The organism is Nostoc sp. 106C (genome assembly GCF_002154725.1).
GTDB lineage: Bacteria > Cyanobacteriota > Cyanobacteriia > Cyanobacteriales > Nostocaceae > Aulosira.
The window spans coordinates 1-12,376 of the sequence record NZ_MTAW01000089.1 but is presented as its reverse complement, the minus strand read 5'-3'; the positions used below and the strand labels follow the sequence as shown (position 1 = coordinate 12,376).

The window sequence follows — 12,376 nt, the reverse complement described above, 5'->3', positions numbered from 1 at the left end:
CAATCAATTTTTACTAATTTAAAAACGCTAGCAGCGGATCTAGCGAATAGATTAAATTTAGAACAAAATTTATGAATAATCAATTAGAACAATTTGCTAGCGATAATAACTCTGGGATTTGTCCTGAAGCACTAGAATACATGCTTAAAGCTAATCAAGGTAGTGCTCCTGCTTATGGTAATGATGAATGGACGCAAAAAGCAACCGATTATTTTCGTGAACTCTTTGAAATTGATTGCGAAGTATTTTTTGCCTTTAATGGTACAGCAGCAAATTCGCTATCTTTAGCTGCACTTTGTCAGTCATATCACAGCGTAATTTGCCATGAAACATCTCACATTGAAACGGATGAATGTGGCGCACCGGAGTTTGCTTCTAATGGTTCTAAATTACTACTAGCTCAAGGCGAAAATGGCAAGTTAACAGCAGAAGCTATAGAATCACTAGTCACTAAACGCACTGATATTCATTATCCCAAACCAAAAGTTATTAGCATTACCCAATCTACTGAAGTAGGAACTTTGTATTCGATTGACGAACTTTTAAGTATTAAAGAAATTGCTAGCAAGCATAACTTAAAAATTCATATGGATGGTGCTCGCTTTGCGAATGCAGTCGCCGCCATGAATAAAAGCCCTGCGGAAATTTCTTGGAAGAGCGGTGTAGATGTGCTATGTTTTTGTGGTACGAAAAATGGAATGGCATTAGGTGAAGCTATAATTTTCTTTAACAAAGGTTTAGCCGAAGATTTTGACTATCGCTGCAAACAAGCAGGGCAATTAGCTTCAAAAATGCGATTTATTTCTGCTCCTTGGTTGGGTTTATTAGAAACTGGCGCGTGGCTGAAAAATGCGCGACATGCAAATCAATGTGCTGAATATCTGGAGAATAAATTATTGAGCATAGATGGCGTTGAAATGATGTTTCCTAGAGAAGCAAACGCTGTTTTTGCCAAACTACCTGAACATGCCATTCAAATTTTAAAAGCAAAAGGCTGGCAGTTTTATACATTTATTGGTGTGGGAGGAGTCCGTTTTATGTCTTCTTGGAATACAACCCAATTAAGAATTGATGAATTGGTCAATGATATAAAAAGTGCGATCGCTGAGAGTTGATTTATAAAGTAAATCTTAAGTCTGTGGGGTGCATAACGCTTCATGAAAACGCAGGCAATGCGTTACGGCGTAAAAATTCGTGCAATACTCAAAAACCTCACTGGTGAGTGTACCTGACACACGCTACTTGAATTTAGAGTAGCGCGAGGAAATTATGTTTACTAGCTATAGCCAAGCTCTCCTATGCCAAAATAAAAGTGACTAATACTTTTAAGGTGAGCGATCGCTCTGAAAGCTAGATAAAGGATTGACCTGAGCTATGGCAGAACCAACCAATCATAATGAAGCGGGAGAGGTAGCTCCCAGCACTGTTGACAAACAGGCCCCCAGTGTCGCTGAAGAACACGCTCCTAGCACCGACGAACCAGTAGCGACAGACCTCCCTACTGCCAACGCGCCAGATCCCAAAGCAGCGAACCCAGAAACTAACCCGAATGCTGCTAAAACCACAACTGCACCCCCCAAGCGAGAAAAACCCGCTGCTGCTAAAGCACCAGGGGTAAAACCTGCCGCTAAAGCTGATGCAGAAGAAAAACCCGCCGCTAAAGCCGCCGCAAAAAAGGAAAAAGCCCCAGCTTTAGAAGATAAGCCCTTTGTAGAGTTCATACAGCAAGATTACTTGCCAGCCGTGCAAAAGGCGATTAATCAGCAGGGGGTGTCAGATTTACAGCTGTCTTTTGCGAAACAGAAGGTTCCCATCACTGGCTTTGAATCCGCTGAAGAATGGTGGCAGCTTATAGGAAGTTGGCAAAATGGTTTGCGCCAATTTAACCTTTATTTCCCTGAGGAAGATATTCAAGGTAAAAAAGGATTTTCTTGTAATGAAGGTAAAAAACCTAGCACTCTTGAGTCCTTCTTAATTGATGAACGTAAAATTACTCTTGACTTGTTGGTATTTGGTTTAGTGCAGCGCTTGAACGGTCAAAAGTGGCTAGGTAGAAATTAGTCAAGAGTCATTGGTCATTAGTCATTCGTCATTGGTGAACCAGTGCGTTCTTCTCCCAAGGGGAGACGCCAAGGGCGATGGGGTTTTCCCCATGAGCAACTGATGTTCCCCGCAGGGGTTCTCGTAGAGTACCTGAAGGGTCATTAGTTTTAGACAAATGACAAATGACAATTAAAGTTCGTGGAAATGGTAGGTGACGGCTCCAGTAATGGGGTCGTTATCTATTCTTACATAACCTGATTTGAACATCTCCTTGAGGCTTTTTTCCACTTCAGCAAAGCCGACTCCTGTTGCTTTGACACCTTGAGTAACAGTGAGAGAGCCACCATTCTTCTCCGCTGCTTCAATCAGTTTAACCATGAGTTGGTTACCATTAGGACGGTAAGTCGAGGTCGCAACTACTGGCTGGTGTAGTGGCACACCAAAGGGAGATACCCCTGCTTTGGCTCTGAGTTGTTGTTCGTATTCTTCTACCATCCGAGGGATAAGGAAAAGATCTACGAACTGCCCTACGCCAAATAAACCACCGCTAAACAGCCATAAAAAACCCGTTAATATTTTGCCGTTGTATAAACGGTGCAGTCCTCCTATACCTACAAAACCAACTGCACACAATAAGTAGGAAGTAATAACTGGATTGTTGTTGCTACGATTAATTTCGTTTCTCAAAGCCTCAGATAAACTATTTACCTGTAATGCATTCGTAGGCTTATAGCTGGTAGCGTTCCCATTTGGTGAAGTAGGAGCTGCTACGTAAGGATTGGCAATCAGTTTTTGAACAAATTTGCCGTAGTCTTCTACATCGGCACGTGTTCCTTGGAATCGATTACCGTGAGCAACCTCCTGACACAGCCTGTTGCCGTTGATGATACGACTACGCGCCTCGTAGCTTAGATTGCCATACTGTTGCATCAAATCCATTAACTCTTGCCAGTGCGCTGTTTGTCGGTCTAAGACTTTGTAACGCGTTTCCGCCTCAACAGAATGATTTGCCGCCAGCCAGTCCCGAAAATAGTCTTCTAAAGCACCGTGAAAACTAACCAAAGCGTAACCCAGTAATTCCGGGTCGTTGCCAGCTTTTTGGAGTCGCTCCCAGCCTATGCGCACCTTATCCGAATAATTACTCATTGATAGCTTTGCTAGTATGGTTGTTTTACAAAAATTTTACAGTTTCGACAGTCTGGGCGTGTGCAAATGCACTAGGGGCCGATCTGGGGTTTCTCATCAATAGACTAGCGATCGCCAATTCTTAGTTCCACCAACATTGAAGTATTGTTGCAACTCTTAACGTTTCTTCTACCTGTTTTGATCCAGCACCTTGGTAGACTGAATTTTATACAAATGGTTTATTGTCATCTAGTTGCGCCTTGTCAAAGACTGACTTTGGCTTTCTGGTGTACTCAAGATAATAAAGACAAAAGAGCAATTAAGACATGGTAGATTCCCTAAAAAAACCAGGCTTTGAAGAATTGCGTCCAGGGATCAAGGTCCCGGCAAAAGAAACACTATTAACACCCCGGTTTTACACAACCGACTTTGATGAAATGGCGCGGATGGATATCTCCGTCAACGAAGACGAGTTAAGAGCCATTCTCGAAGAGTTTCGTGCAGACTATAACCGCCATCATTTTGTTCGGGATGCCGAGTTTGAAAAATCCTGGGATCATATTGATGGGGAAACTCGCCGTTTGTTCGTTGAATTTCTAGAACGTTCTTGTACAGCCGAGTTTTCTGGGTTTTTGCTATATAAAGAACTCGGACGCCGCTTGAAGGACAAAAGTCCAGTTTTGGCAGAATGCTTCAACTTGATGTCACGGGATGAAGCACGTCATGCAGGCTTTTTGAATAAAGCGATGTCAGATTTTAATCTCTCCCTAGATTTAGGGTTTTTGACAAAGAGTCGGGACTATACCTTCTTTAAGCCAAAATTTATCTTTTACGCTACTTATCTTTCAGAAAAAATTGGTTATTGGCGGTATATCACCATTTATCGTCATTTAGAAGCACATCCTGAAGACCGGATTTATCCGATTTTCCGGTTCTTTGAGAACTGGTGTCAGGATGAAAACCGTCATGGTGATTTCTTCGATGCAATAATGAAATCCCAACCGCAAATGTTGAATGATTGGAAGGCAAGGCTATGGAGTCGGTTCTTCCTGTTGTCAGTATTTGTGACAATGTATCTCAATGACATCCAGCGCAAAGACTTTTACGCGTCAATTGGTCTGGATGCGCGGGAATACGACATCTATGTGATCAAAAAGACTAATGAAACCGCAGGAAGAGTTTTCCCGTTGATACTGGATGTAGAGAATCCAGAGTTTTATCAGCGGTTAGATGATTGTGTGGAAAAGATGGCAAAATTGAACGCGATCACTAATTCTAAAACTCCTAAATTCCTGCAATTCTTCCAGAAGTTACCAATTTTAACCTCCATTGGTTGGCACATGCTACGGTTGTACCTGATGAAACCAATTGATGCTGTTTCTGCTCAAGGTATGGCCCGTTAATTGATAACGGTTTTACTTAATTTTTAGTGGTTCTGTGTGATCGCAGAGCCACTTTTTTGTTGCGCTGCGCGTGTCAGTCACTATCTTTTTATAATGCACTGGGATGTTCTGAAGTTGCGATCGCACTTATAACCAGATTTTCTAATTCATATCATGTGCGGTTAAACAGTTGTCATTGCGAGCGAAGCGAAGCAATCCCAAAACCCTTGCGATTGCTTCGTTCCACTTCTTTGCACTCGCAATGACATATCACAACTAATTTGCCGGACATGATATCACCTCCGGAATGTGAGCGGGAAATCTTGTGTTTTAAAATATCCGAAAATATTCCAGAGTTAACTATATATAAAAAATATGGCTGTTATGAATAAACCCGAGCTGCGATGGGCACTTATTATTACCATACTTTTAACTAGTGGAATTGCAATTTTTACTAACTATACATTATTCAGCAATACATCCATAAAACAATTAACAGCAGCCAAGAAAAAATGGGAAGCACAGAATGTTACACATTATCGTTTAACTCTTAATTATTCCCAGCATGATTGCCAGCAAGAGGTGGAAATTAAAGAGCATAAAGTAATTGCTGTTAAACAAAATACTTGCTCAATCATACCTCCGCAAACTGTGGCTGAGTTGTTCGCTCAAATTGAATCTGCGGTCAATGGCAAAGAATGCGGGCCAAATGGATGTGCCTGCGATGGGCCAGTGGGTATAGATGCAATTTATGATGCTAAATATGGATACCCAAATCAACTTGAATTTCGATTAAAGCCACAACAACGCTGGTTATATTTTGGTTACTGGCGCAGTCAAATTCTGGGGGAGTATTGCACATTAATTGGTTTTGTTGGCAGGAAAATTACTGTTAGTGGATTCACACCTCTTCAGTAATTAATTTGAAATATTATGGCAATTCTCAATCGTTTGTAAAAAATAATAAATAAGTAGGGTGGGCAATACGCACCCACCCATATCTACAAAGTTTTTCAACTCGTCTAAATTTATTTAGACGAGTTGCTCTAAGCAGATTTTTCCATTCTAATTACATTTGATAATACTACTTGATGTTTGGCAGCCTCTACCTCGTAACATCTGAGAATAAGTGATGCAAGCTTATCGATATCACTTACAGAAGAAATAGTTACTTTTGACGCTGCATCTCCTAACGAAGCAGTTACTTCCTGAACTTCAATATTTGGTGCTAAAGACTTAACTTCATTTACAGTCAGCCGAGTAATAATACTTTTCTTCTGAGAAGACAGATACAGCCGCAGAAACCACCAGGTAGTTTTACCAAGATTTATCCCCAGATAGGAAGTAGTGTCTTTGTATTTAATTTCAAAATTATAATTTTTTGAAGTTTTTGTAATCGCTTGTATTTTTTCAAAAGCTTCAATTTCTTCAGCCGTTGTTACTATTTTTGATTCTAGATTTTCTTGCTGTTTCTCGTCTTCCTCAACTTCTGCTTCTACTTCGATTTCTTCTGGTTGAGCCATTTCCCGGCTCAGTGAGCTTGTCATTAATGAAAGTAAACTTCCCTGAATAGACTTTTTAACGATAGGCTTAAATTTCTCAATAACCCTGGTATTAATTTTACCTTCAAATTCATATCTTGGAGCAGAAGTCCGAAGTTCAGACACCAAAAAGCGAATAAACTCATCAGAGGGAGAACGTAAAAGATTATCTACAAGCTGAGTCATACCTTTTACATAAACCATTTCTCCAGCATGGCTGGCAATTGCTGCAACATCAAAATTGTCACGATGGAAAAATTTGAGGTTATCAATATCTTTTGATTCAAATTCAAGGATACTAAAAGTGAAAAATGGCTCTTTATCCATGACATTTTTGTCACGCAGATCAGTAAAGAAACGATATTCTATACCGTTAGTGACAATAGCTACTTTTGTTGTCACAAGTGCATTAAAATACTTACTCAATTGCCCATCATGTGCTTCGGCTTTTTGTCCACGGGCTTTTGCCTCTACAAGCATAACTTTAGTACCGTTAATAGCTAAAGCATAATCTACCTTTTCAAACTGCCCTGCTCTTCTAGTAGCAAAGTCCGCTACATATTCCGGCATTACTTCGCTTGGATCGTAGACATCATACCCAAGAGCGCTTAAGAAAGGGACAATTAGTGCCATCTTAGTAGCTTCTTCACCAACAACCTGATCAGCTCGCTTACGCACTTGTTCAGATAGCCTGGAAATATCTTCAGTGAATCCCATGTTGCTTGCTCCTGATAGTTAAGTATTTATTGATGCAATATTTTTTACAAAATAGAAGTGATTGTAAGATGATGTAGTACGGTTGATTGCAAGATTTTAGTGCGATCGCCTTCCTATTCACTCCTATAAAAGTATTCCCGAATGGCTACCAGGCTGTAACATTCATAACTTAGCTACGTATGCGATCGCACTTGTCACAGATTAAAGAAATTAGTATCAAGCACCACTTGATAATCGGGAGCAAAATCCTGGAAATCAGCGTCAGATGACGAAATAGTTGCAATAATTTAAATATCCACCGATGCATAAGGGATTTTCGAGTAAGCTGCCACTGCTATTGACATTCTGCTTATTTACTGGCTTTTTGCCTGCCTCTGGAGCGGTTTTCTGTCCTGCATTTGCCCATGAAGAATACGGTAGAACAGGCAGAGATTATGGCACAGATGGTAGCAAAGGAACTGATGGAAGATCGGGTAGAAGTGGTCGTAACGGCGAAAACCAAACTATTTCTGTTGACGGTTCACTAATCAATCTCGATATATCAGGTCAGGATGGTGAGGATGGTGAAGATGGGCAACGTGGTTATAAGCCTGACTGCGGTGATCAACCAGATAATGTAACCCACGACATTCACGCACCGGATGGCGGTGCTGGTGGTGATGGTGGTAAAGGCGGAGATGGGGGGAATGGTGGTTCTCTCACCGTCTATTACAGTAACTTGGCAGACTTACGGAAAATTTCAGTTCGTGCAGTAGGAGGCGAAGGTGGACGCGGTGGACGAGGTGCTAATGGCGGAGTCGGTTGTAATTGTCGCAGACGCAGATGGGAAGTAAAAACTTGTACAGGAACTCCTGGTAGTCCAGATTATAAATGTACAGAAAAGACCTATAGATGCCACGATGGCAGCGATGGGCGATATGGCAATGATGGTAGCAATGGTAGCCGAGGTAGCTTAGGAACTTTGAGTATTGTTCAAGGTAAAGAATCCTTGGCGGATGATATTCCAACTTTACAAACAGCAATTTCGGAACTTACAGCAAAGCAATTCAACCTCTCAAAAAATAAGTGGAATCTCCGCACCGGAGCAACTTCTTTACTTGCTCCTGGTTCTGCGATCGCAGATGAATATCGAGTGTTTGAGCAACGCTTAGAAGGGACTTTTCAATTGGTTTGGCAGGAGAAGCAACCTATAACGAGCTTTGGTAATCAAGTTGCAAAGCTGAATCTTAATGACAACAAAGAAGTCGAAATTACTTTTCCTGAAGATTTATGGATTGAAGGTGGCAGCAAAACTGAAGCCAACTTGACCACCTTTACTGTGAATAATGCAATTCCTAAAAAAGATGTAACGCGGTTAGCCGTGGCAGAATTTGCTGGTGTAGAACAAAATCTCAACTTAAAAATAGTAGATTTGGCAGCAAAATCTTATGCTATTCAGACTCAGTTTCGCGTCAAATTTCGGGCACAAGATAATTCTTCCGGCTTGTCTGATTATCGAACTGTATATGAAGGTGATATCCCGGCTGAACTTGTGACCCGCGACTATAACCGTTTTATTATCGCTTTAGGCAAGCTACCAGTTCCAGCTACCGCCCTCAATCCTGGGGTAAAAGTTGATATAGAAGTGCTAGCAACTCGCTCATTAGGAGGACGTTCGGCAAAGCAAAACATTAATTGGCAAGGTCAGATTCGTAACAGATAAGGGGCAACGGGAACACAGAAATACTGAAAAATAATAAATAACAAATGACCAATGACAAATGACCAATGACTACTTATTGAAATCTTTTATAGATATCGGTAAGAAAGATTACCAAATCTAAAATATGATTTTACTTATCAATAATTTAATATGTAAACTTGTATGTCGCTTCCTGTTCTGACTCAGCGCTTTCGCAGTCTGTGGCAGCCAAGAAGAGGTTTAGCGATCGCAGAGGCTTCTGTGATTGGTCTTGTTGCTGCCCTATCAGCGGTATTTCTCAAAGTGGGGTCGGGATGGTTGGGGACATGGCGAGTCCATAGTGCCAGCATTTTACCAGCATGGCTGGCGTTACCTTTAGTTGGGATGGGTTTTGGATTTCTCGCAGGCTGGCTAGTGCAGCGGTTTGCTCCGGAGGCGTCAGGTAGCGGTATTCCTCAAGTTAAAGCTACGTTGGCTAATGTGCCGATGACCCTATCTTGGCGTGTGGCAGCTGTAAAGTTAATCAGCGCCATTATCGCTTTAGGTTCGGGTATAACTCTAGGGCGACAAGGCCCTACCGTTCATGTTGGGGCAGGTTTGGCAGCCGGAATGAGTCGTTGGGTTCCTACTTCTCCAGATCATCGACGGCAGATGATTGCTGCGGGTGCAGGTGCAGGTTTAGCCGCCGCTTTTAATGCTCCGATCGCTGGTGTACTGTTTATCGTGGAAGAGTTACTCCAAGACTTATCGGGAATAACTCTAGGAACTGCAATTATCGCCTCGTTTATTGGTGGGGTGATCTCTCGGTTATTAGGTGGCGGTAGTCTAGATCTAAATCTGCACTTAACTCAATCTCTCAGTCAATTTTCGATTCCAGAAATTCCCTTTTTTTTACTGTTGGGTGTCTTAGCTGGATTTTTGGGTGGCTTATTTCATCAAGGTCTACTTTTTAGTATAAAAATTTATCGGAGATTGCACGTCAGTTTACCGCTAAGAGTAGCTTTAGCTGGCTTTATTTCTGGTTGTGTCGTGGCAATGCTCCCTGCTTCTTTCCGTGATAATACAGGCTTGCGTGAGTACTTAATTACTGGTGACTCAAATGCTTTATTAGCAGCGATCGCTTTTGTAGCTCAGTTTCTTCTCACTTTGGTAGCGTTTGGTTCTGGCGCACCTGGAGGTTTATTTGCTCCCAGCCTCATCTTGGGTTCTTGTTTAGGACACATTGTTGGTGTGTTTGAGTCCCAGCTTGTGGGAGGAGGTTCCCCCACTACCTATGCTTTAGCCGGAATGGGGGGATTTTTTAGCGCCGTTTCTAAAGTACCAATCACAGCAATTGTGATTGTGTTTGAGATGACTACAGATTTTAACCTGGTGCTACCTTTAATGATTGTGTCTGTAGCATCTTACTTAGTTGCAGAGAAAGTAGTTCCAGGTTCACTTTATGAAAAACTTTTACAGTTGAACGGCATCACACTGGCTGCAAACGTTCCTATAGAGGGAATACTCACAACTTTAACTGCTAAAGATGTAATGCAACAACGGGTGGAAACACTTGATGTCGATATGACTATGGATGAAGCCATCCAAGCATTCTCTCGCTCCCATCATCGGGGGTTTCCTATAGTGGAAGAAGGCAAGCTAGTAGGGATTGTTACTCAAACAGATTTACTCAAAATTCGCGATCGCAATTCCCCAAACGATACTGCCATCAGAGAAATTATGACACCCAGCCCGATGACAGTCACACCAAAACACAATCTGCGTAATGTGCTTTATTTGCTCGATCGCTATCAAATTAGTCGCTTACCAGTGGTGGAAGGAAGGAAACTCATTGGTATTATTACCCGTGCAGATATTATCCGAGCCGAAGCAGACCATCTTAATTGTGACAATGCCACTATGGGACCACAACCGGAACCATCTTATGTGGTTTACCAAACACGAGCACCAAGCATCGGTAGAGGTAGATTGTTGGTGACAGTCGCTAATCCTGAAACAGCAGGTACTTTACTACAAATGGCCGCAGCCATTGCGAGCGATCGCCACTATGAAATTGAGTGTGTACAAGTTATTTTAGTATCGCGCCACAGCTCCCCCACAGAAACCCAAGTCAGGACAGCAAAAAGTCGTCGCTTATTACGACAAGCAGAAGTCTTAGCGAAAAAGTGGCAAATTCCTCTACATACACAGATTCGTGTAGCTCACGATGTCGCTCAAGCAATTTTAGAGACAATCGACGAACGTCACATCGACTTGATCTTAATGGGCTGGAAAGGTAACACTTCTACCCCTGGGCGTATTTTTGGTACTGTTGTTGATACAATAATTCGCCAAGCCACCTGCGATGTTGTGTTGGTGAAACTAGGTAATAGTCAACAGTCAAATGTCAACAGTCAAGACTCAAGAGTTAAAAGCAAAAACTCAGCACTTAATAATCAGCACTCTTTCAACAGCTGGCTAGTGCCAATGGCAGGGGGACCCAATGCACGAATGGCAATTAAATTACTTCCTGCTCTAGTTACATTGGGAACAGACCCCCAAATCCGACTGACAAGGGTGTTTAAACCATCTGAGTTAGCACCAGACATGACAGTTTTAGAACAAGCCATTCGCCACCTTATCCGCCGTCGCAAATTATCTAGTACTGTAGTTGCTTCTCCAGTCAAAGCTGATTCAGTTTCCCAAGGTGTAATTAACCTGGTGAAAGCCGAAGGTTATGATGTCGTAGTTTTGGGGGCTTCCCGTGAGGGCTTATTACAGCAGGCGATTCAAGGTAATATTCCCGAAGCGATCGCCTCTGGTGTGGAAAGTACAGTGATTTTGGTTAGAGGTGCGATCAACAATTAGACCAATCAACGAAAAAACCTACCACACCCTAACTCTTACAAAAAAACAAAGCCTGCAAAGGCAGGCTGCAACTTAAACTTCTTGGTAGGATTTACGGGAAATTGCAGGATGTCTTGGTATTAAAAATTAGAACGTGAAGAAGAGCCTACTACATCACGGTTGCTATAAGCGGTTTCATCGTGTTTGCGGTTCTTGCGTCCAAATAGACCAAACAAACCGAGTAAACCGAGCAAGCCCCAATCACCATCTGCATAGTTACCATCGGTAACAGGGCGGTCTGTGGTAGTAGTACCTGTAGATGTACCTGTAGTTGTGCTATCGGAATTGGTAGTTGTTTGAGCAGAAGCAGGTACAACTGTAGGTACAATCGCTAAGCTTAGCGCTAAAACTGTACTTCCTAAAACTTTGGTTAAATTAGAGTGTTTCATGATTAAGCCCCTACTTGAATTTCTTTCAGCAATAGTTACAGCTTATGGATTTTTTTAGGAACTAGAATCATTCGTTAGCTGGAGATGTATATCAACTTAAAGTCGCATTTTTTATTAGTTGCTTTGTTGGCAGAATCCTAAAGGTTGATTTTTTGATCGTCAGCACTTACCTCAACGAAAAACTTACCAAAAGTTTTTTAAATTCAATCGACCTATTGCATAAGTCAATGTTTTCAATAAACTAAACCACACTAAGTTTGCATATCTGAAACGTCTATAAATCTTGTGGGGTGTGCATCTTGCCCGCCTTAATAATGCAAGTTAAAACTGTAACAGCTTATCAAACCATAGATAAATACCGTTATTTATCTATGTTCATCTATATTTATCTGTGGTTCCTTTTATCTCTATTCGGATTTTTGCAACCAGCCTAATTGTTGTGAATGGAAGTATCTCAAGGCTATTGATTGTGTTGAATACTGTCAGTAAAAATGTGAAACCAGTAAGAAGCTCAAGCACGAGCATACTAGTTTTTCTCAAGGAGAAGCAAAGATTATTTAACCTGAGTTCGGGATAAGGAAAGGGACAGGTATTAAGCTGAAAATAACGTCA

At 41.6% G+C, this 12,376-nt stretch carries 9 protein-coding genes; 6 read left to right on the top strand and 3 right to left on the bottom strand.

The genetic code is table 11. From position 1 onward, the window contains the following. Window positions 1-71: 71 nt before the first annotated feature. Window positions 72-1,115, top strand: a complete 1,044-nt coding sequence (locus BV375_RS10160) for a low specificity L-threonine aldolase (protein ID WP_086760008.1) — start codon at window positions 72-74, stop codon at window positions 1,113-1,115. Window positions 1,116-1,374: 259 nt separating this feature from the next. Next, complete coding sequence (locus BV375_RS10155; RefSeq protein ID WP_086760006.1) at window positions 1,375-2,061, top strand: DUF2996 domain-containing protein; 687 nt, start codon at window positions 1,375-1,377, stop codon at window positions 2,059-2,061. Window positions 2,062-2,232: 171 nt separating this feature from the next. On the opposite strand, the gene BV375_RS10150 is transcribed toward BV375_RS10155, so the two are convergent. Continuing rightward, complete coding sequence (locus BV375_RS10150) at window positions 2,233-2,730, bottom strand: TM2 domain-containing protein (protein WP_243713909.1); 498 nt, start codon at window positions 2,728-2,730, stop codon at window positions 2,233-2,235. Between the two features lie 764 nt (window positions 2,731-3,494). Here BV375_RS10150 and acsF point away from each other — a divergent pair. Together acsF and BV375_RS10140 are read left to right on the top strand one after the other, a co-directional pair. Continuing rightward, window positions 3,495-4,571 (top strand): magnesium-protoporphyrin IX monomethyl ester (oxidative) cyclase, encoded by a 1,077-nt coding sequence (acsF, locus tag BV375_RS10145; RefSeq protein ID WP_086760004.1) that lies wholly within the window; start codon window positions 3,495-3,497, stop codon window positions 4,569-4,571. 363 nt (window positions 4,572-4,934) lie between these two features. Next, window positions 4,935-5,468, top strand: coding sequence for a DUF6174 domain-containing protein (locus BV375_RS10140; RefSeq protein ID WP_243713902.1), 534 nt, complete (start codon window positions 4,935-4,937; stop codon window positions 5,466-5,468). A 128-nt stretch (window positions 5,469-5,596) separates the two neighbouring features. On the opposite strand, the gene BV375_RS10135 is transcribed toward BV375_RS10140, so the two are convergent. After that, a complete protein-coding gene (locus BV375_RS10135; protein WP_086760000.1) occupies window positions 5,597-6,808 on the bottom strand; it encodes a type I restriction endonuclease in 1,212 nt (403 codons plus the stop codon). Between the two features lie 301 nt (window positions 6,809-7,109). Between BV375_RS10135 and BV375_RS10130 the strand changes: the two genes are divergently transcribed. Both BV375_RS10130 and BV375_RS10125 read left to right on the top strand, forming a co-directional pair. Beyond that, entirely contained in the window at window positions 7,110-8,510 is a 1,401-nt protein-coding gene (locus BV375_RS10130; protein ID WP_086759999.1) for a hypothetical protein, read from the top strand. A gap of 162 nt (window positions 8,511-8,672) precedes the next feature. Beyond that, window positions 8,673-11,336 (top strand): chloride channel protein, encoded by a 2,664-nt coding sequence (locus BV375_RS10125; protein WP_086759997.1) that lies wholly within the window; start codon window positions 8,673-8,675, stop codon window positions 11,334-11,336. A gap of 119 nt (window positions 11,337-11,455) precedes the next feature. Here the strand turns inward: BV375_RS10125 and BV375_RS10120 are convergent, their stop codons facing one another. After that, window positions 11,456-11,764: a WGxxGxxG family protein gene (locus BV375_RS10120; protein WP_086759995.1), complete on the bottom strand. Its 309-nt coding sequence runs from the start codon at window positions 11,762-11,764 to the stop codon at window positions 11,456-11,458. Window positions 11,765-12,376: the final 612 nt, after the last annotated feature.

What these genes read in the sequence shown, in the direction of transcription:
- BV375_RS10160 (WP_086760008.1), top strand. Translation starts at nt 72, where the DNA reads ATGAATAATCAATTAGAACAATTTGCTAGCGATAATAACTCTGGGATT.
- BV375_RS10155 (WP_086760006.1), top strand. Translation starts at nt 1,375, where the DNA reads ATGGCAGAACCAACCAATCATAATGAAGCGGGAGAGGTAGCTCCCAGC.
- acsF (WP_086760004.1), top strand. Translation starts at nt 3,495, where the DNA reads ATGGTAGATTCCCTAAAAAAACCAGGCTTTGAAGAATTGCGTCCAGGG.
- BV375_RS10140 (WP_243713902.1), top strand. Translation starts at nt 4,935, where the DNA reads ATGAATAAACCCGAGCTGCGATGGGCACTTATTATTACCATACTTTTA.
- BV375_RS10135 (WP_086760000.1), bottom strand. Translation starts at nt 6,808, where the DNA reads ATGGGATTCACTGAAGATATTTCCAGGCTATCTGAACAAGTGCGTAAG.
- BV375_RS10130 (WP_086759999.1), top strand. Translation starts at nt 7,110, where the DNA reads ATGCATAAGGGATTTTCGAGTAAGCTGCCACTGCTATTGACATTCTGC.
- BV375_RS10125 (WP_086759997.1), top strand. Translation starts at nt 8,673, where the DNA reads ATGTCGCTTCCTGTTCTGACTCAGCGCTTTCGCAGTCTGTGGCAGCCA.
- BV375_RS10120 (WP_086759995.1), bottom strand. Translation starts at nt 11,764, where the DNA reads ATGAAACACTCTAATTTAACCAAAGTTTTAGGAAGTACAGTTTTAGCG.